The 23979-nt window shown below is 50.7% G+C and carries 25 protein-coding genes; 5 read left to right on the plus strand and 20 right to left on the minus strand.

Features of this window, described 5'->3' with window-relative positions:
- Positions 1-9: 9 nt before the first annotated feature.
- The 7 genes from ribH to glyA form a co-directional block, all read right to left on the minus strand.
- Positions 10-477: a 6,7-dimethyl-8-ribityllumazine synthase gene (ribH, locus tag ABWW03_RS00980; RefSeq protein WP_353405814.1), complete on the minus strand. Its 468-nt coding sequence runs from the start codon at positions 475-477 to the stop codon at positions 10-12.
- A gap of 67 nt (positions 478-544) precedes the next feature.
- Positions 545-1657 (minus strand): bifunctional 3,4-dihydroxy-2-butanone-4-phosphate synthase/GTP cyclohydrolase II, encoded by a 1113-nt coding sequence (gene ribBA / locus ABWW03_RS00985; protein WP_353405815.1) that lies wholly within the window; start codon positions 1655-1657, stop codon positions 545-547.
- Between the two features lie 30 nt (positions 1658-1687).
- The gene (locus ABWW03_RS00990; protein WP_353405816.1) at positions 1688-2356 is read right to left on the minus strand and encodes a riboflavin synthase; all 669 of its coding nucleotides are present in this window, start codon (positions 2354-2356) and stop codon (positions 1688-1690) included.
- A 70-nt stretch (positions 2357-2426) separates the two neighbouring features.
- Positions 2427-3566: a bifunctional diaminohydroxyphosphoribosylaminopyrimidine deaminase/5-amino-6-(5-phosphoribosylamino)uracil reductase RibD gene (ribD, locus tag ABWW03_RS00995; RefSeq protein WP_353407105.1), complete on the minus strand. Its 1140-nt coding sequence runs from the start codon at positions 3564-3566 to the stop codon at positions 2427-2429.
- Between the two features lie 42 nt (positions 3567-3608).
- Positions 3609-4076: a transcriptional regulator NrdR gene (gene nrdR / locus ABWW03_RS01000; protein WP_353405817.1), complete on the minus strand. Its 468-nt coding sequence runs from the start codon at positions 4074-4076 to the stop codon at positions 3609-3611.
- Between the two features lie 51 nt (positions 4077-4127).
- Entirely contained in the window at positions 4128-4394 is a 267-nt protein-coding gene (locus ABWW03_RS01005; RefSeq protein WP_353405818.1) for a hypothetical protein, read from the minus strand.
- A 109-nt stretch (positions 4395-4503) separates the two neighbouring features.
- Positions 4504-5766, minus strand: a complete 1263-nt coding sequence (glyA, locus tag ABWW03_RS01010) for a serine hydroxymethyltransferase (RefSeq protein ID WP_353405819.1) — start codon at positions 5764-5766, stop codon at positions 4504-4506.
- Positions 5767-6064: 298 nt separating this feature from the next.
- Here glyA and ABWW03_RS01015 point away from each other — a divergent pair, with 298 nt between their 5' ends.
- Entirely contained in the window at positions 6065-6604 is a 540-nt protein-coding gene (locus ABWW03_RS01015; RefSeq protein ID WP_353405820.1) for a phosphoglycerate mutase family protein, read from the plus strand.
- 67 nt (positions 6605-6671) lie between these two features.
- Here the strand turns inward: ABWW03_RS01015 and ABWW03_RS01020 are convergent, their stop codons facing one another.
- The 5 genes from ABWW03_RS01020 to ABWW03_RS01040 all read right to left on the minus strand — a co-directional run bounded on the left by ABWW03_RS01020 (position 6672) and on the right by ABWW03_RS01040 (position 13209).
- A complete protein-coding gene (locus ABWW03_RS01020; RefSeq protein WP_353405821.1) occupies positions 6672-7733 on the minus strand; it encodes a lipase secretion chaperone in 1062 nt (353 codons plus the stop codon).
- 56 nt (positions 7734-7789) lie between these two features.
- Complete coding sequence (locus tag ABWW03_RS01025; protein ID WP_353405822.1) at positions 7790-8737, minus strand: esterase/lipase family protein; 948 nt, start codon at positions 8735-8737, stop codon at positions 7790-7792.
- Positions 8738-9286: 549 nt separating this feature from the next.
- The gene (locus tag ABWW03_RS01030) at positions 9287-10234 is read right to left on the minus strand and encodes an esterase/lipase family protein (RefSeq protein WP_353405823.1); all 948 of its coding nucleotides are present in this window, start codon (positions 10232-10234) and stop codon (positions 9287-9289) included.
- Positions 10235-10967: 733 nt separating this feature from the next.
- Positions 10968-11474: an acetolactate synthase small subunit gene (ilvN, locus tag ABWW03_RS01035; protein WP_299771288.1), complete on the minus strand. Its 507-nt coding sequence runs from the start codon at positions 11472-11474 to the stop codon at positions 10968-10970.
- A gap of 1 nt (position 11475) precedes the next feature.
- Complete coding sequence (locus tag ABWW03_RS01040; RefSeq protein ID WP_353405824.1) at positions 11476-13209, minus strand: acetolactate synthase 3 large subunit; 1734 nt, start codon at positions 13207-13209, stop codon at positions 11476-11478.
- A 418-nt stretch (positions 13210-13627) separates the two neighbouring features.
- On the opposite strand from ABWW03_RS01040, the gene ABWW03_RS01045 reads away from it, so the two are divergent.
- On the plus strand, positions 13628-14134 hold the full coding sequence (locus ABWW03_RS01045; RefSeq protein WP_353405825.1) for a DUF4124 domain-containing protein: 507 nt from the start codon (positions 13628-13630) through the stop codon (positions 14132-14134).
- 69 nt (positions 14135-14203) lie between these two features.
- On the opposite strand, the gene ABWW03_RS01050 is transcribed toward ABWW03_RS01045, so the two are convergent.
- The 7 genes from ABWW03_RS01050 to zapE form a co-directional block, all read right to left on the minus strand.
- On the minus strand, positions 14204-14599 hold the full coding sequence (locus ABWW03_RS01050; RefSeq protein ID WP_353405826.1) for a ClpXP protease specificity-enhancing factor: 396 nt from the start codon (positions 14597-14599) through the stop codon (positions 14204-14206).
- Between the two features lie 10 nt (positions 14600-14609).
- On the minus strand, positions 14610-15248 hold the full coding sequence (locus ABWW03_RS01055) for a glutathione S-transferase N-terminal domain-containing protein (protein WP_353405827.1): 639 nt from the start codon (positions 15246-15248) through the stop codon (positions 14610-14612).
- A 90-nt stretch (positions 15249-15338) separates the two neighbouring features.
- Complete coding sequence (locus tag ABWW03_RS01060; protein WP_353405828.1) at positions 15339-17555, minus strand: ubiquinol-cytochrome c reductase; 2217 nt, start codon at positions 17553-17555, stop codon at positions 15339-15341.
- A gap of 3 nt (positions 17556-17558) precedes the next feature.
- Positions 17559-18152 carry a ubiquinol-cytochrome c reductase iron-sulfur subunit gene (petA, locus tag ABWW03_RS01065; RefSeq protein WP_353405829.1) on the minus strand — a complete coding sequence of 198 codons (594 nt, stop codon included), beginning with the start codon at positions 18150-18152 and terminating at the stop codon, positions 17559-17561.
- A gap of 353 nt (positions 18153-18505) precedes the next feature.
- Positions 18506-18898 carry a 30S ribosomal protein S9 gene (gene rpsI / locus ABWW03_RS01070; protein WP_353405830.1) on the minus strand — a complete coding sequence of 131 codons (393 nt, stop codon included), beginning with the start codon at positions 18896-18898 and terminating at the stop codon, positions 18506-18508.
- A gap of 12 nt (positions 18899-18910) precedes the next feature.
- Positions 18911-19339, minus strand: coding sequence for a 50S ribosomal protein L13 (gene rplM / locus ABWW03_RS01075; RefSeq protein ID WP_353405831.1), 429 nt, complete (start codon positions 19337-19339; stop codon positions 18911-18913).
- A gap of 205 nt (positions 19340-19544) precedes the next feature.
- Positions 19545-20654: a cell division protein ZapE gene (zapE, locus tag ABWW03_RS01080; protein ID WP_353405832.1), complete on the minus strand. Its 1110-nt coding sequence runs from the start codon at positions 20652-20654 to the stop codon at positions 19545-19547.
- A 242-nt stretch (positions 20655-20896) separates the two neighbouring features.
- On the opposite strand from zapE, the gene ABWW03_RS01085 reads away from it, so the two are divergent.
- Genes ABWW03_RS01085 through ABWW03_RS01095 form a run of 3 tightly spaced genes read left to right on the plus strand, consistent with a single transcriptional unit; the run spans position 20897 to position 23197 of the window.
- A complete protein-coding gene (locus ABWW03_RS01085; protein ID WP_353405833.1) occupies positions 20897-21382 on the plus strand; it encodes a YhcB family protein in 486 nt (161 codons plus the stop codon).
- Positions 21383-21410: 28 nt separating this feature from the next.
- Positions 21411-22517 carry a S1C family serine protease gene (locus tag ABWW03_RS01090; RefSeq protein WP_353405834.1) on the plus strand — a complete coding sequence of 369 codons (1107 nt, stop codon included), beginning with the start codon at positions 21411-21413 and terminating at the stop codon, positions 22515-22517.
- Positions 22518-22519: 2 nt separating this feature from the next.
- Positions 22520-23197 carry a Crp/Fnr family transcriptional regulator gene (locus tag ABWW03_RS01095; RefSeq protein WP_353405835.1) on the plus strand — a complete coding sequence of 226 codons (678 nt, stop codon included), beginning with the start codon at positions 22520-22522 and terminating at the stop codon, positions 23195-23197.
- Positions 23198-23220: 23 nt separating this feature from the next.
- Here the strand turns inward: ABWW03_RS01095 and ABWW03_RS01100 are convergent, their stop codons facing one another.
- Complete coding sequence (locus ABWW03_RS01100; protein WP_353405836.1) at positions 23221-23961, minus strand: HesA/MoeB/ThiF family protein; 741 nt, start codon at positions 23959-23961, stop codon at positions 23221-23223.
- Between the last annotated feature and the right edge of the window lie 18 nt (positions 23962-23979).

Genomic DNA, 23979 nt, shown 5'->3' on the forward strand with positions numbered 1-23979 from the left:
TTGTTCACATTACAAATTGTTCAGTAGAGAAACCATTTCCAAAGCGGTGCTGGCGGCTTCTTCGCCTTTGTTACCCGCCTTGGTGCCTGAGCGCTCAATGGCTTGCTCGATGGAATCGACCGTCAGAACACCAAAGGTCACTACCGTGTCGCTGGCCAGGCCAACCTGAGCCAAGCCTTTGGTGCATTCGCCAGCCACATAATCAAAGTGTGGTGTGCCACCACGAATCACAGCACCCAGCGCAATGATCGCATCAAACTCACCTTTTGCCGCCAGGCGTTGGGCAACCAACGGAAATTCAAACGCACCCGGTGCATACACAATAGTGATCTGATCTTCGCTAATGCCGTGGCGTCGCAATGTGTCCAGAGCGCCTTCTTTCAGGCTTTCCACAACAAAACTGTTCCAGCGGCTTACGATCAACGCGTACTTACCCTGGCAATTGGTAAATTGACCTTCAACGGTTTTAATACTCATAAATAATTCCTTCGTCGCTAATTCAAGGCTCCGCTGAGCCTCATTCGCTTTACTGAATTCGTGTCTGCTATTCGCAGTTTAAATACTCATCAACTTCCAATTGGAAGCCAGACAATGCACTGAATTTAAAGGGTGCGCTCATCAGACGCATTTTATGCACCCCCAGGTCCTGCAGAATCTGTGAGCCGGTGCCTACGCTTTTGTAGACCATATCCTGACTTGGGCGCTGCTGCTTACCGGAAATCATCCAATCGATACTTTCTTCAATATCATCGGTGGTTTCGTTGTGACACAACAGAATCACGACACCACTGCCCTCTTCACTCACTTTTTGCAGAGCGCGCTGGAAGCTCCAAGGTTTATAGGTCTTGTCGCTCTCGCGCAAAATGCCCAAAACATCACGAGCGGTGTCGCTGTTGTGCACACGAACCAATACTGAATCTTCGTTCTGAATATCGCCCTTGACCAGAGCAAAATGCTTTTCCTGGCGGGGCTTATCGAGATAAGTGCGCAGGCTGAACTCACCAAACTCGGTGCTGACGTTGCGCTCATTTACACACTCAACGGTTTTTTCGTTCAGGGTGCGGTACTGAATCATATCGGCAATGGTGCCGATTTTCAGATTATGGATTTGGGCAAATTTTTCCAAATCCGCCCGGCGAGCCATAGTGCCATCGTCGTTCATGATTTCCACAATCGCAGCGGCAGGCTCAAAACCCGCCAAGCGGGCCAGATCACAACCCGCCTCTGTGTGACCTGCGCGGCTCAATACACCACCGGCTTCGGCTTTTAATGGGAAGATGTGACCCGGCTGGACAATGTCTTTGGGCTGGGCATCACGGGCAACCGCAGCGCGAACTGTTCGGGCGCGATCGGCGGCAGAAATACCCGTGCTGACGCCCTCGGCCGCTTCAATAGAGACCGTGAAGTTGGTGGAATGCGCAGCGCGGTTATCACTTACCATCAAGGGCAAATCCAACTGGCGGCAACGCTCTTCGGTCAGCGTCAAACAAATCAAACCGCGTGCATGGGTGGCCATAAAGTTGATATCGTCGGGACGAACCTGCTCAGCGGCAATGATCAAATCGCCTTCGTTCTCGCGATCCTCATCATCCATCAGGATAACCATCTTACCCTGACGAATATCGTCAATCAGTTCTTCTACGGTATTGAGTTGCATAATTCGCTCTCTATCTTTGGGAGGCCGGTGTTATTTGCGACCGGCGAAGCCATGCTCTTGTAAAAATGCCATCGACAGGTCCGAGCTGCTATCGGCTTGTGCGGCCTGCTCTCCCTGCAGTAAACGTTCCAGGTAACGGGCAATCACATCCACTTCCAGATTGATTTTACTGCCGCTGCGATACTGCCCCATGACAGTTTTTTCCAAGGTATGGGGTACGATGTTCAATTCAAATTCTGCGCCTTGCACAGCATTCACGGTCAGGCTGGTGCCATCAATCGTGATTGAGCCTTTGTGGGCAATATATTTCGCGAGTTCGTCCGGCGCACGTAAACGAAAACGCTCCGAACGGGCATCTGCATGCCGGCTAACCACTTCACCCACACCGTCCACATGGCCACTAACGATATGGCCACCCAATCGGGTTTGCGGGGTCAGGGCCTTTTCCAAGTTAACGGCCTGCCCCACCTGCCAGCTGGCGACAGTCGTGTTATCCATGGTCTCCACCGATACATCGGCCCAGTAACCATCTCCGGGTAATTCGATGACGGTTAAGCACACACCGTTCGTCGCTATGGAATCACCCAGCGCCACATCGCCCAGATCCAGACCATGGCTCTTGACCCGCAGGCGAATATCACCACCTCGGGGCTCTACGGCGACAATCTCGCCAACTGCTTCAATAATGCCGGTAAACATATCAATCCACTACTCTAGTGCCTATGGCCGATGCGATCTCATTGTCGACCTAATGCGCCAATGTTGTCATTCAAGACTCTATATCGGGGCGCGCGGTGATTTTCCAATCCTGACCGATCGATTCAATGCTATCGATCATCAACGGCAGATGAGCTGCCATGGTATCCAAGGGAAGCTCAAAAATCGGTCTTGCATTGCTGCCCAGTAATTTGGGGGCCATATAAATAATGAGCTCATCCAACAGGCCGCGACGTAAAAAGCTGCCAGCCAAAGAAGCCCCGGTCTCTACCAGCACTTCATTGCATTCCCGCCTGCCCAGTTCGCCGACCAACCAATGCAGATCAATTCGACCTTGCCATTCTTTAGCCTGAACGATCTCCAGATCCGGGCAAATAGCCCTCAATCCCTGCGCCTCATCCCCATCGGGGTCGGCCAGGGTACAAATCAAAATTTTTCCGGGCTTGCTCAGCAACTGAGCTTTCGGGTCCATGCGCAAAGAGGAGTCCAAAATCACCCGCATCGGCTGTTTTTCAGTGGCCAAATCGAGGAGATCACTGGACAAACCCAGATCATCTCGGCGCACATTCATCGCCGGATTGTCCTGAATGATAGACTCTATGCCACTGATAACCGCGCAACTGCTGGCACGCAATCGCTGCACATCACTGCGAGCGGCAGCCGAGGTGATCCACTTACTTTCGCCATTGGCCATAGCGGTTCGGGCATCCAGGCTCATTGCCAACTTCAGGCGAACCAGCGGCCGACCGTGCAGCATGCGGGAGATAAAACCCGGATTCAGGGCACGGCACTCATCTTCCAGCACAGGACCATCAACGGCAATGCCCTGAGCCCTCAAATATTCCAAACCGCGAGCGCTTACCTGGGGATTCGGATCCTCCATGCCATATACGACACGGTGCACACCCACGGCAGCTAAAGCTTCACAACAGGGCCCGGTTTTACCGTGATGACTGCAAGGCTCCAGGGTCACGTAAGCCGTAGCGCCTGCCAGGCTCAATCCCGCTTGCTCAGCGGCCGAGATTGCTTCAACCTCGGCATGCCCCTGGCCCGGGCGTCGATGCCAACCCTCAGCCAAGAGTTGCCCATCCTTCACGAACACACAAGCCACACGCGGGTTTGGCATCGTACTGAACCGACCATTTCTGGCCAACGCTACGGCACGCGCCATCCAATGCTCATCATCGAGCATAGCGGGCGAGTTTTGTGATTCATTCGATTGCACAGCGCACCTTTACTCTTTGTGTTCGGGGCTGCTTTCCAGTCGCTCAATTTCCTTGCGAAACTCATTAAGATCCTGAAATCGGCGATAAACCGATGCAAAGCGGATATAGGCCACCTCATCGAGCTTCTGCAGCTCTTCCATGACTTTCTCACCCACCCTCATGGCGGGCACTTCGCGCTCTCCAGTTGCCTGCAAATAGTGCTTGATCTGGGTCACCGCCGACTCAATTTGCTCCATACTGACCGGGCGCTTCTCCAAAGCCCGCAGGAGACCGGCCCGCATCTTCTCTTCATTGAAGGGCTCACGACTGCCATCCTGCTTGATAATCCTTGGCAATAGCAACTCAGCCACCTCATAGGTGGTGAAACGCTCACGGCAACTCTGGCACTCACGGCGACGACGTACCTGATCACCCTCGGCGACCAAGCGTGAATCGATGACTTTGGTGTCCTCTTCGCTGCAAAATGGGCAATGCATGTGCAATCCTTATCTGGCATAGGCAATATCGGCGGGCGGCATAATAGCACACTAGCCTTTACGCATCTTCCTCAGCTGGATCCAGGGTAAGGGCATACTGATAACGATGCACAACAAGGCCCACCACAACCCCAATTGGCTTAATAGATAAGCCACCGAAAACACCAGCAAACTCAGCAGTGCACCCTGCCACAGAAAGCGCTTATAGGCCTCTGGCACACGGCCCTGACGGATCAGTTCGACCAATAGCGGCAAGCCCAAGTGTAGTGGCAAATAAGTGATAAAGCCTATCAACCAGATAAGCTGTGTACTATTCATATCCCCACCTCAATGGTCGTATCGCGCACGCCTTCGCCAAGCCCTATGCCACAGACAAAAACGCCCAGACGGCAGCACCGACTGGGCGTTTCAATTCTGATATCAAGACTTATCCGTAAACGGGGAAGTCCTTACAAATGGTCAGAACCTTGTCTTTAACTTCAGCAATAACCTGCTCAGAATTCCCGCTTTCAAGGGATTCCAACACATCGCACATCCAGTGAGTCAGCTGAACAGTCTCTTTTTCACCAAAACCACGAGTGGTAATCGCCGGTGTACCGACACGCAAACCCGAGGTAATAAACGGAGAGCGAGGGTCATTCGGCACGGAGTTTTTATTTACGGTGATATTGGCATTACCCAACGCCTCATCGGCGTCTTTACCTGTGTATTCTTTGCCAATCAAATCAACCAACATCAGGTGGTTTTCAGTGCCGCCAGACACAATCTTGATGCCGCGCTCAATAAAGGTTTCAGCCATCGCCTTGGCATTCTTAACCACCTGCTGCTGATACGCCTTGTACTCATCGCTCATGGCTTCTTTAAAGCTAACCGCTTTTGCAGCAATCACGTGCATCAATGGGCCACCCTGGCCACCAGGGAATACCGCAGAATTCAACTTCTTCTCAATCTCTTCATTGGCACGCGCCAGAATGATGCCACCACGAGGACCACGCAGAGTCTTGTGGGTGGTTGAGGTGGTTACATCCGCGATCTGAACAGGGTTCGGGTAAACACCGGCAGCAACCAAACCTGCTACATGAGCCATGTCTACGAATAAGTAAGCACCCACTTTATCCGCAATATCGCGGAAACGCTGCCAATCCATAATCTGAGAGTAAGCCGAGAAACCGGCTACGATCATCTTCGGTTTGTGCTCTACGGCCAGGCGCTCAACTTCTTCGTAATCCACTTCGCCGGTTTCAGGGTTCAGGCCATACTGAACCGCATTGTAGGTTTTGCCGGAGAAGTTTACCTTGGCGCCATGGGTCAAGTGACCACCGTGCGCAAGGCTCATACCCAGAACAGTGTCACCCGGTGCACACAAAGCTTGATACACCGCCGCATTGGCCTGTGAACCCGAGTGTGGCTGAACGTTGGCATAGTCGGCACCAAACAGCTCTTTCGCACGCTCAATGGCCAAAGCTTCTGCAGTGTCGACATACTCGCAACCACCGTAATAACGCTTACCAGGATAACCCTCGGCGTATTTATTAGTCAGCTTGGTACCCTGGGCCGCCATCACCATTGGGCTGGTGTAGTTTTCAGAAGCAATTAACTCAACATGCTCTTCCTGACGAGTCTCTTCAGCTTGGATCGAAGCCCACAGCTCGGGATCATAGGAGGCAATGGTTTGGTCTTTATCAAACATGGCAAGCCCTTATATGGTGAGGGTTAAAGAGAAAATAAGGCGCGGATTGTACACCAATCCGCCGCTGGAGGAAGCCCTTGCCCAGCATTCCCAAGCTCGACCTGTAATTTAAGCTGGCCTAATAGCCAAATCCCCGAGCTTGGCTTGCTTTCATCTGCAACGAGCGAGGAATTCAGAGGGACAATTTCTCATGCTGTGGACGCCTGAATCACGCCACAACCCCAGCGGCCATGCACGAGCATAGACAGAGCAGCTCCTGAACGGCACACTGCTCCGACTGACAAAAGGGAATGACATTATGATGGGAACTTACCGACTGACCATTTTGGCTTCGCTCTTGATCTTTTTTGGCCCTCCTTCCTATGCAAATGGCCGCAACGTCGAAAGCCTACATCATACGATTTACCTGGTACGTCACGCGGAGAAGCAAAAAGGTAAAAATCCCGCGCTCACCCGCGAAGGACAATGCCGTGCTCAATTCTATGCCCAATACTTTTCGAGGATTTCTCTGGATCGGCTGTTTGCAAGTCACTATCGGCGCAATCAAGAAACCGCAGCACCGGTGAAAGACAAGCAAGGTCTGGACGCTCTGCCCTTCGACCCGAGTCAACAACAGGCTTTTGCTCGACAACTTGCCAAGCTGGATGGCGACACTCTGGTTGTTGCGCACAATCACCTACCAGAGATCATTCGCGCGCTGGGTGGCCAGTACGACGGTGACATTGACCATAGCGAATATCGGTATATCTTCAGCCTGGAACTGAAGGACGGCAAACTACTCAAACAACACCTGTTTATCGGGCCGTACTTTTCCAAAGATTGCCAAGCCAAGATTTAACGAAAAAGGCCCCAGCTATCCATGGGGCCTTTTTCGGAACCTATCAATCATGACAATCGCCGAACAATCACAACACCAATGCTCTCAGGCGACGCTGCTCAGCCGCTTCGTAATTAGACAATAAGTCATCAATCATTTGGTTTTTCGCCTCATCCGTTGACCCAGATTGTCGAATTCGGGTCACCTCATCGCGAAAACTGTCGACCGTCCCCTGCCAGCTTTCTCGCGCAACATCCATTGATGCCAAGCGCTCGGCCGCCTCCACACCAAACTCCTGTGCTCTCACCGAGAATATCTCTTCTGAACTGGCGCCACTTTGTCGCATCTGCTCCACCTTGCTACGTAAATCGTCTCGGCGAGCTTTCTCCCTCATAGCCTGAGCGGTGTAGGTGGATTGAGACGCGCTCCATTCATTCAGCTTTCTAAGGCGCTCTTTGTCACTCAGACGGTCATCTTTGCGAATTTCGGCCAACTCCAACTGCCCTTTGGTATAGGCTTCTTCGCCAGCAAAATACACATCCGCAACCTCTTCCCCCAAAATGGAACGTCTCAACTGATACAGTTCGGAAAAACTGTCCCCGCTGAATTCTGGAGCCGACGACACCGACTCACTGTATAAAGCATCAGCGGCTTTTAAATAAGACAGATATCGCTCGAAGGCCTGCATAACCTGCTCAGCCCCAACTTGAGGGGTACCCGTGTGTTCAGCTGCTATCAAAGCAAAATCAAATAACCAAGTTTTGATTTTCGACAATGACCACTCGCCCTGCAAACTCAGAAGCTGATCGAACAAGCTGCGATTGGCGTACTCGTTAATCAAGTTGGCTTGCTCATCGAAACGCAGCCGGCCGTTAATCTCCGTGCCCATCATGGATTTTGGCAATGGATTATCTTCCAGATAGATTTCAAGCTCCCTTTGAACAAGAGGTGAATGATCTTGCTGGGGATTCACCTTGGGCCTCTCCAAATCATAAAGGCGATCTTCACCTTGTTGTTTTCTTAGGGCTGCTTCCTCCACCGAAGCGCCCAAGACCACCTCATCTTGACCAAAGCCTGGGTGAAAATTCTGATACCAAAGACCTGCCGCGATGAAAAGTATTGGGACCAGAAAGTAAAGCAATTTACGCATACTGAACACCTCAAATACGCTTCACGCAAGCGGCCAGCTTGCGTGAAGATTTATTGTTACAAATTGATATTTTTCAAACGATTCGCATGAACTCGAATCACCATAACAGGGTCAGCAGAAAACCAACGTCTCACGCCAAAAAGATGATTGATTTGATCCAGATGATTCCATTTGTAGTTATCCTTTAGGGTCAAGCCAACATGGCTGGCACAACGCCCTGACAAACCATCGCCTTCTTCATTATCGAAAAGTGCTGTCACACTCAACGCCCAATCACTGAGATCAATCGGGTTATTGAAAGGACTGGTGCCCGTCCATGAATAGTAAGGAATACCATTGACGACATGATCACGTTGACCGCAAGGCGACGTCGGCACAGCCTGCGGATGCAAAGCTATAAATTCCGCAGCACCAGCGTATGAAAAACCATAGGCCGCAGCGACAGAATCCTGAGAATCTGAATCGCCGCTAGCCGCTTCAATCAATGAGCCAAAAATATTTACACCGCCATAGATAAGAGTGGAAAGAAGCCGGTTATCGCCAAACGAATCAAGAAGAAATTGTGCCAATCCGGATCCAGTGGTGGGAGAACCAATCGCCGTTACGGATGCAACAAGATCGGGCCTGACAGAAGCTGCGTATCGAACATCGTACCCCCCTTGTGAATGCCCAATTAAATTGAACTTTTGATGGCCATAACTGGCTTTCAGTTCGTCCAGGTAGTTAATTAATTGTTCTCCACGTACGGTGCTGCTATTCACCGAAGATAGATTCGGGGCATAAACTACCGCGCCGTTTCGCGACAGATCATTCTCGATGCCAAACCAGTAATCCACACCCAGGATGTCATCAAAGCCCAACAGACCATGCACCAACACGATTGGGTTATCGGTTTTTGCATAACTACCCGCAGCATACCCAGGCATTGAGAACGAGACTGCCATCGTCAAGACAGCGAAAAATTTCGTTACTCTTTTTATCATTGTAAACAATGGTGATTTCATATTTTCTCCACTTTATCGATCTAACATCAGCCGCCACAAGAAAATTCATATCTAATGAAACGATCTCAGTGAGACTAACAATTGCTACAGTATGGTTAATGCCAATATTTGAACTCACCGAATCGCATCAATCCTTCGATCAACAAGGCCGTTCAAACAACCTCAGGCAAAGCCATTATCTTTTGGCAACACATGGCCCACAACCGGGACAAAATCATGAAAAACAATGACCAAACAACAAGCCAACGGAGCATATAAAACCATCCTAAAAACACCGCACTTTGCACACAGACATTCCAGGCCTATTGGTTTAGAGGCAAGCCCAAGGCTCCTTGACTACGCAACTCAATAAAACCAACCCGAGCATAACAGACCAAAGGTTTAACGCTCGAAAACCATGCCTAGGCTTTGCTGGTTTCGCCACAAAAAAAGAACTAGGTGAGTTCGAACGTACTCAGCCTTAACTCCTGAGCAAAAACAGACAAACAAAAGATAGGGGAAATAACGATCCGCCCTGTGCGGCAGCGCTTGCCGCACAGGATGGTCCATTTATAGACCTTGATTCTTCAGACGATTCGCATGGCCGCGAATAACAGAAAGCGGGTTGGCAGAGCCCCAACCGCGCAAACCGAATAGATTGTTGACTTGATCCACATGGTTCCACTTGTAGTTGTCTCTGAGCGTCAAACCTACGTGACTTGCACAACGTCCTGCCAGACCATCACTTTCCTCATTATCCAATTTTGCAGTGATCGACAACGCATAGTCGGTCGCATCAAGGAAGTTGGTGAAAGGTTTGGTACCAGACCACGAGTAGTAAGGAATACCGTTAACGACATGGTCGCGAGAGCCGCAAGGGCTTGTAGGCATAGCCTGTGGATGCAACACCGCAAATTCGGCCGCACCCGTATAGGAGAGAACATGGCCAGCCGCAACAGCATTTTGAGGGTCTGTATCACCGCTCAACGTTTCGATCAGCGAACCAAACAGGTTTAAGCTGTTATAGATAAGGGTCGACGCCAGAGGATCATCACCGAAGGTATTCAGCAGAAATTCCGCAGTACCAGAACCCGTTGCAGGAGAACCGATAGCGGTAACCGAAGCGACCAACTCAGGTTTAACCGAGGCGGCGTAGCGCACATCAAAACCACCCTGTGAATGGCCAATTAAGTTGAACTTGCTGTGGCCGTAACTGGCTTTGAGCTCCTCTAGAAAACTGATCAGCTGTTCGCCGCGCACATCACTGCCATTCACCGATGATAAGTTGGCGGTGTACACCGTTGCGCCGTTACGTGACAGATTGTTGGCCACGCCGTACCAATAATCCACACCAAGCACTCTATCAAAACCAACAAACCCATGCACAAGAACAATGGGGTTTTCCGTTTTTGCATAGGTCCGACCGGCATGACTGAGAGTTGAGACTGAGAAGAGAAGAGCAACCGCAGCAATAAATGCTGCTGAACGTTTTAATTTTTTCAGTTGCAGTAAATTCATATCCTTTTCCATTTCCTATTATCTAGATGCATCCATCAGAAGATTGAACGTTTAGAAACAGCTTTGCGCTGCAGACACAACATTCAACAATATGACGATGAATTATTTTTATTAATATAAATGCCAACATTAGAAACAGGGCTTATCCGAAAATAAACAAGACAAACCATCATTCCGAATTACTTCAAGCGAAAGCATTATCTTGCAGAGGTTGTAATACTTCAAGCAGCACTAATTTACTAACTCTTGGCGAGAATCAAAAAAATATCTTGAAAATCGAAGGTTAATTTTGAGTTAAAAGAGCGCGATGACTCCGCCTCCAATTTTCCATGAAACGCTTTAATAGCAAGCGCTGACAAAGTTTTTAAACTCGACTAGCGCGAAATATAAATTATTTTTTAAGATCATTTTTCGGAATAAGAAACAGGCATTTTTACAAGAAAGCGTTTTAAACGGCCGTATAAAAAAGTAAAACTATGTCGCAAAAACCAACAAAAGAACCACGAACGCACCATCATGATTCATCTAAAAGAACCAGAAAAAACCGCCCACAGATGAAAACCAAAACAAGCAACGGAAGTTGAGCGAATTTTTTGTATCACTTTATCCCGCGTTATTATGAATAATAGACAAGGACGCAGAGAAAAAATTTGTGGCGTAAAAATCGAGAGCGATAAGTGGAAAGGGATGAAAAAAGCCCCATAGGAAATGGGGCTTGGGTTTGCAGTAACGATTAGAGGCTGAGGACTTTTTCTCCGCGGGCGATTCCAGACACACCGGAGCGCACCACCTCGAGAATCTGCGCATCACTCACCGCTTGCACAAAGGCATCCAGCTTATCCGATGCGCCCACAATCTGGATGGTGTAGACCGTACTGGTCACGTCAACGATCTGTCCACGAAAGATATCAACACAGCGCTTCACTTCTTCGCGCAAAGCACCCGTCGCTTTCACCTTAACCAACATAAGCTCGCGTTCGATGTGAGAACCCTCAGTCAGGTCCACCAGCTTCACAACATCTATCAGTTTGTTCAGGTTTTTGGTGATCTGCTCAATATTATGCTCACTGCCAATTGTTGTCAGGGTCAAACGCGACAAACTGGCATCGTCAGTTGGCGCCACATTGAGCGTTTCAATATTGTAGCCACGCTGGGAAAACAAACCCACAACACGAGACAAGGCACCCGGAGCATTCTCCATCAACAGGGAAATGATTCGTTTGGATTGCTTCTCTGACATTTTACGTTCGCTCCGTCTTGCTTAACCACATATCCCGCATGGCACCATTTGGAGCAACTTGCATCGGGTATACGTGTTCGGATTGATCCACATAAATGTCCATGAAGACCACTCGGTCTTTCATCGCAAAACATTCTTCGAGTTTTTCTTTCAGCTCACTGCGTTCGGTTACGGTGATGCCTACATGACCATAAGCTTCCATGAGCTTTTTAAAATCAGGCAACGACTCTTCATACAGGCTTTCGGAATAGCGACCATCATAGTGCAGATCCTGCCATTGGCGAACCATGCCTAAGGCCTGGTTATTCAGGCAGATAATTTTGATCGGCAAATGATACTGAGTGCAGGTCGACAACTCCTGAATACACATCTGTATCGAGCCTTCGCCGGTCACGCAGACGACTTGTTGATCGCGTTCTGCAAACTGCGCACCCATAGCGGCTGGCAAACCGAAACCCATAGTGCCCAAACCACCGGAATTCACCCACTGACGCGGACGATTAAAGTGGTAGTACTGCGCTGTAAACATTTGGTGTTGACCTACATCGGACGTAATGATGGCGTCACCACCGGTCACTTCATGCAAGGCCTGAATCACTTCCTGGGGCTTAATCTGACCGCTCTGCTCAAAACGATTCTTGGTATACAAGCCATGGCGATTACGCCAATCCTCGATCTGCTGCCACCAGTCGGCTAACGCCTTCTCATCCGGCGCCTCTTTAGTTTGCGCGAGTAACTCCAGCATTTCATTCAAAACACTTTGCACCGATCCCACAATGGGAATGTCTGCCGGAATGGTTTTGGAAATCGACGCCGGATCAATATCGATATGAATGATCTTGGCACCAGGACAGAACTTGGATGGGGTATTCGTAACACGGTCATCAAACCGTGCTCCCACCGCCAAAATCACATCCGCATGATGCATCGCCGTGTTCGCCTCAAACGTACCATGCATGCCCAACATCCCCAGGCATTGCTTGTCCGTTCCCGGAAATCCCCCCAACCCCATCAAGGTATTGGTGACCGGGTAATTCAGCTTGTGAGCCAACTCCGTTAACTGCTTGGATGCCTCACCCAAGACCACACCACCCCCGGAATAAATAACCGGGCGGCGAGCTTCCAACAATAACTGAACGGCTTTTTTGATCTGACCACTGTGGCCCTTCTCCGCCGGGAAGTAAGAACGAATCTTGACCTTCTTGGGATACTCATACGGAAAGGTTTCTGCCGGACTGGTAACGTCCTTGGGAATATCAATCACCACAGGCCCTGGGCGTCCGGTTTCGGCAATGTAAAATGCTTTTTTTACGATATCGGGAATATCAGCGGCATTCTTCACCAGAAAACTGTGCTTCACAATCGGACGAGAGACCCCGACCATATCGGTTTCCTGGAAGGCATCTTCACCGATTTTATCACTGGGAACCTGACCCGAAATCACCACCATGGGAATGGAATCCATGTAAGCGGTGGCGATTCCAGTAATCGCGTTGGTCGCCCCCGGACCAGAGGTCACCAAGACCACACCAGCACGCCCGGTCACACGAGCATAACCGTCAGCAGCGTGCGTTGCTGCCTGCTCGTGGCGCACCAGAATATGTTTCACCGCTTTATTGCGGAAAATCGCATCATATATATGTAGGGCTGAACCACCAGGATAGCCGAATACGTATTCAACACCCTGATCTTGTAAGGAGCGTACCAGCATATCTCCGCCGGATAGCATTTCCACTTGAATTCTCCTTAAAAATTATCAAAACACAACAAGCCCGGTTCTACACAAAGTAGCCAGACTAAAAATTTGTCAATCGCCCTTTTATGTCCGTCACAGGTTAGTGGCCGGATCCAGGGAGGATGCATCGGTTGATACACCCCCGCGGTGAGGATGGTTTTGCAAACGGTTGGCTTGCTCGGGTAGACACTCTTTACTCCGGGGTACTGGAGCTTCATTTGCTGAGGTTACAGCTAGGATCTACACCCATCTTGCGTAAGCTTAATTCTGTACAAGTCTAGGCTAATGTCAAGATCTTCCATGGTCTAAGCGCACTTTGCAGAGAAATTCTCAAAAATTCGGGTGATTTCATAGGAAGCATCGGGCCGCTTGTCATAGAATAACGATGTTCAGCGGTATATTTAGCCAAGAGATAGCTTTGGCTTTTATAATAGCCGCACAGAAGGAAGGGGACATCACCATGCCATTTAAAGCCACACTCATATCGACAAGCTGCATCGCGCTGTGCTGCCTGGCCACGGGCCTGATCAGCAACGACGCTCTGGCCGCCAAAAAGTTTTACAAATGGGTCGATAAAGACGGCGTAACCCACTACAGCGAAAGACCACCACGAGGTCAAAAAGCTCAGGTTGTCACCACCTACGCAGGCCGAGGAACCCCAGCCACTTCTGCTGCCCCAAAGGCTGATGAAGAAGACAGCCAAGAGACCAACAAGCAAGAGGCAGCCGCTCAACAGAGCGAACCTGCCGCGCCAACCAAAAACCCGCGCATCTGCCAATCCGCACGACGCAATCTGGATATTTTGGAGCGCAGCAACCGGGTAAGATTGCAAGACGAGAACGGCGAACTGAAAACACTCAGCAATGAGGAAAAAGAGAAACAGCGCCGAACCGCCCAGCAAGCCGTCGAGCAACACTGCGAATAAACCCGCCGTAGCGAAGCATGACCGCTCCGACAGACATAAAAAAGCCGAACATTCCGTTCGGCTTTTTTATTACTTGACCACTTTCAGGCTTGGGCGCTTGGGCACACTCTCGGGCTTGCTGGGCTTGGGTGGCTCAGGACTCGGGTCCACCTCCGGCTCAAACACCAAACCTTGGCCATTTTCACGAGCGTAAATACGCAAAACCGCACTGTAGGGCACATAGATATCAGTAGGCACGCCACCAAACCGCGCCCCAAAACTCAGGGCCTCGTTATCCATGGCCAACCCACTGACCGCCGTCGGGGAGATATTCAACACCACCAGGCCATCTTCGTTCACGTACTGCTGAGGCACTTCCGTACCTTCAGTGTAAGCACTGACCAGCACATGAGGAGTGCACTCGTTGTCGACGATCCACTCGTATAAGGCACGCACCATGTACGGGCGACTGCTGCTCATGCTCATAGACTGGGCCTTAGGCGCGCATTTCACGCTCAAGTTCAGACAAGCTTTCCTGGAAAGCTTCACGCTCAAACAAACGCCCCATATAGTCGTGCAATGGCTGAGTCTGTTTACTTACGGGCATTTTAATTTCCATCAGATCCAGGCGCCACAAAATCGGAGCCAAGCAGCAATCCACCAAAGTGAACTCCTCGCTCATAAAGAAAGGCATTTCTGAGAAAATTGGGGCAATGGCCAATAAGCTATCTTTCAGGTCCTTGCGCGCTTTCGCTACCGCTTCTTTGCTCTTACCCGACAAAATGGTATCAACCATCGGGCTCCAGTCTTTTTCGATGCGATGCATCCACAAACGACTCTGAGCGCGAGCTACCGGGTAAACCGGCAACAGAGGAGGATGAGGGAAGCGCTCGTCAAGATATTCCATCATCACTTTGGATTCGTACAGAGACAGGTCACGATCCACCAGGGTCGGCAAATCGTTGTACGGGTTCAAGTCCGCCAACTCTTCAGGCTTATTGTCCGGATCAACATCAATGATATCGACCGACACACCTTTTTCGGCCAAAACAATACGGACTCGGTGGCTATAGTGATCTCTAGCATCCGAAAAATATGTCATGGAGGAGCGTTTTGCGCCTACGCCAACTGCCATTATTCCACCTCTATCTTCAAACTGTAAAAAAAACGAACGGGCGGCCCTCCTAAAAGAGCCGCCCGGTAGCTGTAAAATCCTTATTGGATTCTAGTGAATATCGCGCCAGTACTCGCGGTTCAGCAAGTACACAAATACGAACAACACCAAGATAAACAGCAATACATACACACCAATGCGCTCACGATCCAGTGCCGCCGGCTCAGCAACATATTCCAAGAAGTTGACCAGGTCGTATACCGCCTGCTCATATTCTTCCGGACTCATGCTGCCTTTGACCGCACCCACTTTCAGGGTGCCACAAGGATCTTCCATTACCGGGTCACCAGTAATGGGGTCGCGCTTCACTTTGCCGTGATCGTAAATTGGACCCGGGGCACATTCTTGCAAACCCTGCATTTCCAACATGACATGTGGCATCGCTACTTTATCAAAAGTGCGGTTGTTGACACCGGTAGGGCGACTGTCATCTTTGTAGAAAGTCAGCATGTAGGTGTACAACCACTGTGGGTTGCGAGCACGAGCGACCAAGGTCAAATCTGGAGGCGCCGCACCAAACCACTTTTTGGATTTCGCCGGGTCCATAGAGTTGGTCATCAAAGAACCCACCGCAGAACCATCAAAGATCATCTGCTGGCTCATCAACTCTGGATCGATACCCAAATCTTCGGCAACACGGCCGTAGCGAGAAAAGCGCGCTTCGTGACAACCCATGCAGTAGTTCACAAACCACTTGGCGCCCGCCTGTAATGATTCCTTGTTATTCAAATCCGGAGTCATCTCATAACAGTCAATGGCACCACAGGATTTCTCGCCACCTGCACCCACCGCTTTAATAGGCACAACTGTCAGCACAACGAATAGCAGGAAACCACCCCAAACCAAGACCGCAGGCAAACCTTTCATCTGCACACGCTCAGGCTCAGGCTTAACACCGTCCTTCGCCGTCAACCAAGGCGTCAAACCAACCAAGGCAGCTACCGCCGTACCAAACAGACCGATAAACAGACCCGTTTTCTCAAGACCCGACCAGGAGACATTCAGCAGGGCAAGCGCCAGACCAACACTGATTCCAATGTTGATTAAACCCGTTTGCTTCTTGGTTGGATTGGTAAACATTGGCATCTGGATAAAGTAGGCAAAGTAGTAAATCGTTGCCAACTGCGCCAAGGCGGTACGGGCATCCGTCGGAGATTTAACACCCAGGTAACCCAGGATCACAAACATCGCCGCAAACACCAACAGAGATACACGAGGCATGAAGCCTTTGTAACGCATGGACTTCACGGGTGATTTATCCAGCCAAGGCAGAACAAACAAAATCGCAATCGCAGCACCCATGGCAACCAAACCCAGGAACTTGGAACTCAAGGGCCCAATATCGAAGGTGACCGCACGCAAGATGGCGTAGAACGGCGTGAAGTACCAGACCGGAGCAATATGCGGCGGCGTCTTCAGATTGTTCGCTTCTTCGAAGTTTGCATACTCCAAGAAGAAACCACCCATCTCAGGCATGAAGAAGATGACGAAACAGAACACGAACAGGAATACTGAAATACCGATCAGATCATGAACTGTGTAGAAAGGATGGAAAGGTACGCCGTCTTTAGGAACTCCGTTCTCATCTTTGTTCTTCTTGATTTCAACACCATCAGGGTTGTTAGAGCCCACTTCATGCAGAGCCAGCAAGTGCAGAACCACCAGCAGTAACAGAACGATTGGCAACGCAATCACGTGCAAAGAGAAGAAACGCGTCAACGTTGCACCGGAGATCAGATAGTCACCACGAACCCACTGCACCAGGTCTTCACCAACAACCGGAATCGCACCGGCCAGGGATACAATCACCTGAGCACCCCAGTAGGACATCTGCCCCCAAGGCAGTACGTAACCCATAAACGCTTCGGCCATCAGGATCAGGTAAATCGCCATACCGAAGATCCACACCAATTCGCGGGGAGCCTTGTACGAGCCGTACAGCAAACCGCGGAACATATGCAGATAAACCACCACAAAGAAGGCCGAGGCCCCGGTGGAATGCATATAGCGAATCAGCCAGCCATAATCGACATCACGCATGATGTACTCTACGGAAGCAAAGGCACCATCGGCACTTGGCTCAAAGAACATCACCAGCCAGATACCGGTCAACAACTGGTTAACCAGAACCAACAGTGACAAAACACCGAAGAAATACCAGAAGTTAAAGTTTTTCGGGGCATAGTATTTGCCCATGTGGGTATCCCAGGCACGCTGCACAGGTAAGCGAGCGTCGACCCAGTTCCACAAATTTACGAGCATGTTCATCAATTAGGCCTCCTGATCCAAACCGATAGTAATCACCGCATCGCTGTCAAAGCGGTAAGGCGGGATTTCCAGGTTGATGGGAGCAGGCACGCCTTTGTAGACACGGCCAGCCAAGTCGAACTTGGAACCGTGACAAGGGCAGAAGAAGCCGCCTTTCCAATCAGCACCACCCAAGTCGGCCGCACCGACTTCAGGACGATACATTGGAGCGCAACCCAAATGAGTACACAAACCCAGCAATACCAGAAACTCGGGCTTGATGGAGCGAACGTCGTTATCGGCATAAGGCGGCTGCACCGACTCAGTCGAATTTGGATCGCGCAACAGGCCGTCGAGAGTCGGCAGGTCGTCGAGGACTTCCTGTGTGCGACGCACGACATAAACCGGCTTACCACGCCACTCTACGGTGACCATTTGGCCGGGTTCAAGCTTGCTCAGATTATATTTAACCGGCGCACCAGCAGCTTTCGCTCTAGCACTCGGATTCCAGGACCCAACAAAAGGAACAGCAACACCCACTGCCCCGGCACCACCTACAACGCAGGTAGCAGCGGTTAAGAAGCGGCGACGCCCTTCGTTCACTCCGCCATTGCTCATGACGATCTTCTCCCATTCCAGTACTGCAGGCAGTAACTGATTGAATTACAAAGGTTTACGGTTGATTCTTTGATTATGGTGTGGTTCTAAAAATTGACACATGGTATAGAAATTGCGGGAAACTGACAAGGATAACCGCCTGTTTTTCAAGGCTTTAGGCCAGTTTTGCAGAATCTGATGACTTATATCATGCCCCGCCCCACAGGGATGTCATTTATCCCGCAGCAGCAACGCAATCATCACTCGGCAGCCGCCACCGCATCCTAAGCATAGATGCAATTCGAAAAAATTCAGGCAAAAAAATACCCAGACCATAACAGCCTGGGTATTTCGAAAGCCAATTCGGCCAGCGATTAACGCTTGGAGAACTGTGGCTTCTTACGTGCTTTGCGCAGACCAACCTTCTTACGCTCAACTTCACGAGAATCGCGAGTAACGTAACCGGCTTCACGCAGAGTTGGGCGCAGGCCTTCGTCATAAGACATCAACGCGCGAGTCAGACCGTGACGGATAGCACCCGCCTGACCGAAGCTACCACCACCTTTAACGGTAACAGTAACATCAAAAGCTTCAACGTTGTCGGTTGCTTCTAGAGGCTGACGCACGATCATGCGAGCCACTTCACGACCGAAGTAGTCATCAATAGAGCGACCATTGATGGAGATTTTACCAGTGCCCTGGGCAATAAAAACACGAGCAGTGGAAGTTTTGCGACGGCCAGTGCCGTAGTATTGAGTAGCTGCCATTGTCTTTATTCCTTATACGTCCAGTTCTTTTGGTTGCTGTGCAGCATGGGGATGCTCGGTACCAGCGTACACTTTCAGCTTGCTGAACATAGCTCGGCCCAAAGGACCTTTTGGCAGCATGCCCTTAACAGCGCTCTGGATAGTGCGCTCAGGAGCTTTCTCAATCAGCTTTTCGAAGCTGATTGATTTCAGACCACCAGGGTAGCCGGTGTGGCTGTGGTAGATCTTATTTTTAGCCTTGTTGCCGGTAACATGTACTTTCTCAGCGTTAATCACAACGATGTAGTCACCGGTGTCAACGTGTGGAGTGTACTCAGGCTTGTTTTTACCGCGCAGGCGGTCGGCAATCGCCACGGCCATACGGCCCAGGGTCTTACCTTCAGCATCGATCACGTACCAGTCACGCTGGACGGTTTCGGGCTTGGCATTGTAAGTCTTCATGTTGTATCTGCCTTTTAGGATTAGGGTTTGCGGCGCCTGTTTGCAAAGGGCAAACCAGTTAGCCACAAAAATGGAGCGCGGATTCTATAGCGGCCCTGCACAAAAAGCAAGCACCTTTTAGAGGACTCGGCAGCTAGGCAGAGTCCAGCAACACCAAAGGCCTTCTACAAGGAATTCGAGGCCATCAGCAGTAGGCAAGCTGAGCCTAGGGCTTATGGGCTAAGGCCAGGTAATCGTGACTTTGCATTTCAAGCAGTCGACTGACAGTGCGGTCAAACTCAAAGCTCAAGCGCCCTCCCGCGTAAATCTGCTCCAGGGGCACCTCACAGGAGATAATCAGCTTTACACTTCGGTCATAGAACTCGTCAACCAGACTAATGAAGCGCCTGGCCTGATCGTCGGTATCACGACCCAACTGAGGCACATCGGACAACAAGACCGCGTGATACTCACGGGCCAATTCAATGTAGTCATTCTGTGAACGAGGGCCATCACAAAGCGCCATAAAATCAAACCAGACCACATCTTCAGACTCGAACCGGGCCATGATCTCGCGCCCTTCAATTTCCAGCGGCACATTGGCGCGCGCCTCCTCCAAATCTGGCGCCAGCCCCTCAAAACTTCGCTGCAGGCTGATATCAGCCTCCTCATCCAGCGGGTGATGGAACAACTCCGCCTGCTCAAGTGCGCGCAGACGATAATCCACGCCACCATCCACATTGACAACCAGCGTATGCTCATTGAGCATTGCTATTGCGGGCAAAAAGCGAGCTCGCTGCAGACCATCTTTATATAAGCCATCCGGAACGATGTTGGAAGTGGCCACCAGAGTCACACCTCGGGAAAACAAACCCTGCATCAAATTCCCGAGAATCATCGCATCGGTGATATCGGAAACAAAAAATTCATCAAAGCAAATCACCCTGGCTTCTTTCGCCAGACGAGTAGCCACGATATCCAGAGGGTTCTTCTCACCCGGCAGAGTTTTCAACTCTTGATGCACCCGGCGCATAAACCGGTGAAAGTGCACACGCATTTTATTGCTAAAGGGGAGGGATTCGTAAAAATTGTCCATCAGGTAGGTTTTGCCGCGCCCAACGCCCCCCCAGAAGTACAAACCTCGCTCCGGCTTTTTAGGGGCCTCTTTTCGACCCAACAAGCGCGAGATAAAACCTGGACTGGACGCCCCCGCCCCGTCAGTGGTCAGGCGCTCATACAAATCCTGGAGGTGATCCACCGCCATCGCCTGAGCCGGATCATGGCGAAAGTCTTCTCTCTGTAAGTCACGCTGATAGCGTTCGATAGGGCTGCTCATAAATTTATCCAGAGGGCGATAGCAAAACCGCGCCACTTTACCCAGCCGCCCCCCGAGAAGCAAGCGCGAGCCATGCCACCAAAGTCCAAATCCACACAGTAGCCATTTATCCTATATAATAGAAGTCAGGATCGGTTGATACTAATTTAAATACCTCTGCGGGAAACAAATTACCATCAACGGGTCCTAGCTAGGCGGAATATAAGCCGCCTAGCTAGTGATGTATGTTAAGGAGACCATCTGTGACCGAGTTCGACCTGAGCCACCTGATTATTGTTGCTGTCGGCATGCTGCTTGCCGGCGGCATTATAGGCCTAGCCATTGGCCGTAGCACCAGCCCCCAAAGCAAAGCCACCGAAACGCTGAAAGAAGAGCTGGAGCAATTGAAAGAAGAGCAACGCGACTACCAACACGAAGTGGCGGAGCACTTTGCTGAAACCGCCGATCTGGTTAACAACATGAACCAGAGCTACAAAGCCGTGCATGAGCACTTGGCTAACAGCGCCCTAAAACTGTCCAACCCGGATATCAGCCGCCAGATTCTGGAAGCTGGCACCAGCCAACCGGCACTGGAAAGTCAGGCCATGGGCGAACTTCAGGAACAACCTAAAGACTGGGCCCCGAAAAACCCAGGCGACAAGGGCACCCTGAGCGAAGACTTCGGCCTTGAGAAACACGGCACAGCTGAGCCGGAAGAAAGCGAAGCCAAAGAAGAAGAAAAAGCCTAAATCAATCAGGCCACGGGGGAAGGCAACGTTGAAAAAATTGCTGGATTTTGTTGGCCTACCGGTTTTTGCAGGCGTCATCATTGCGCTGGCCCTGCTCTTCCTGTTCCCTCAGCTGCGCGAACCCGGCTTTTTACACATCAGCCAACCAACAAGCGAACAGCAAGGCCCCGTTTCATATTCCCGAGCCGTTCGAATTGCCGCACCAGGCGTGGTCAACATCAGCACCAGCCAGAAACGCAATTTCCCTGATCACCCCCTGCTCAACAATCCCCTGTTCCAACAATACAGTGACATCAACAATAACAACCCTCTGGGTTCCGGTGTGGTCGCCAGCAGTGATGGTTACATTCTCACCAACTACCATGTTATCGACAACGCCCATGAAATTCTGGTGCAGTTCTCCGATGGCAGCATTGAGTTTGCCGAACTTGTCGGTACAGATCCGAAAAGCGACCTGGCAGTATTAAAAGTACCAAGGGAAAACCTGAAACCTCTACAGGCCAGGCGCTCAGAAGAAATGCAGATTGGTGATGTGGTACTGGCCATTGGCAACCCATGGGGTGTTGGCCAGACCGTGAGCCAGGGCATCATCAGTGCCACCGATCGAGGCCTGCAGCAATTCAGCCCTTACACGTATTTCTTTCAAACCGATGCCGCCGTAAACCCCGGCAACTCCGGCGGCGCCCTGATTGACGCCTATGGCAATCTGGTTGGCATCAGCACGGCCATCCTGAACAACAGCAAAGCTACCGGCATCAGTTTTGCCATTCCCGCTGACTATGCCATGCAGGCACTGGAAGACATCGTCGAATACGGTTACGTAGTGCGCGGCTGGCTGGGGTTTTCTGCAGATTTGATTTCTCAGGATGTCGCGAGAGATCTCAAACTCCAAACCAATGAAGGCATTATCGTCACCCAGGTGTCAGTAAACAGCCCCGCTGAGCAAGCAGGCCTGCGAGCCTTCGACTTCATTACCGGCATTAACGACATCCCCCTGTCGGTGAACAACACCAACCTGAATCAATACATCAATCGCCTTCGCCCAGGCAGTCAAATCAATATCGATTTTATTCGCAACGGCAAGGCCATGAGCACCATCCTGACCGTTGGTTTACGTCGTCCCGATGAGGAATAAGCATGTCCCACTTTCATCGCGGCCACGACTGGGTTGAGGAACTCTCTCCCGATATTCAAGAAAAAATCTATCAACGCATGGAACGCCGACAACTCAACAGTGGCGAACCTCTGTACCAACCCGGTGACCAGGCCAAAGCCTTATATCAGGTTGAAAGCGGGTTAATTGTTTTAAAACGCAGTAATAAAGAAGGTGAAGAATACCTGGCCACCTTTCACGGACCAGGCGAATGCTTTGGCGAGATTCCACTGCTGGCAAAAGACCCCACTCGCGGCTTCAACGCTCTGGCTCGCGGAAAAACCATTGTGCGCAGCCTGAACCACAGCGATTTCAACGAATTAAGCCAGGCACACCCGGAAATATTCACTCGCCTGACCCAAAAGTTGTGCATGATTATCGCCAACCTGCTGAATCAGGTTGAAGCTCTGTCCCAGGCCAGCTTGAAGCAACGCCTGGCGCATTTAATTATCGATGCCGCTGAACGCCACGGCAAGGAAGAGGAAGACGGCATCAGCATTAACATTCCTCTGTCACAAACCGATATCGGTAATATGCTCGGTGTGACACGTCAGAGCGTGCAGAGAGAATTAAAACCCTGGCGGGATCAAGGCTGGATTGGGCGCAGCAGTGGACGCATTCTGATTCATCAACTTGATGCTATTCGCAAGCTAGCGCCCTGACACGGCCGCCTATATTTTCAAATTTACTGGGCACACACGGAACACGTCGACTTGGCAGGTAAGCGCAAGTGTTGCCAGGAAAAAACCCGAGCATCAAATCTCATCAACTCACCCACATTAACCGGTCCTTCTACCAACCAACGCAAGGCCATAGTAGCCTGCAAGCTGCCAACGACCCCCAATAACGGAGACAGCACCCCCTCCTCCGAACAGCTCCGACCTTCGTCACCATCGTCATCGTATAAACAGGCGTAGCATGGCGTCCCCTGCTGAGCCGGAGCAAAACCAAGCAACTGCCCATCCATCCCGATTGCCGCCGCCGACAACCAAGGCGTGCCTGTATGCAAGCAAGCTTGATTAATGGCGAAGCGAGAAGAGAAACGATCTGTGCAATCCAAAACCAGATCAACCGAATCAAAACAGGCATGAAGCTCAGAGGGCGATAATTGCTTTGCCACCGTATGCAGTTGCACATCGCTATTCAGTGAGGCGATTCGCTCAGCCGCAGAATCCACTTTAGCGCAGCCGATGCTGTCGTTGGTATGTATGATCTGACGCTGCAGGTTGCTGAGCTCTACCGAATCAAAATCGATCAAGGTCAGCGTGCCCACCCCTGAAGCCGCGAGATACATTGCTGCCGGAGAGCCAAGACCACCCAAACCGACAATTGCCACATGGGAGGCCAATATTTTTTGTTGTCCGGCGATATCAATCTCAGGCAAAAGAATATGCCGACTGTAACGTAATAGCTGCTCGTCTTTCATAGGCAATCGCTTCCGAGG

This window comes from Pseudoteredinibacter isoporae, assembly GCF_040372805.1.
GTDB lineage: Bacteria > Pseudomonadota > Gammaproteobacteria > Pseudomonadales > Cellvibrionaceae > Pseudoteredinibacter > Pseudoteredinibacter isoporae_A.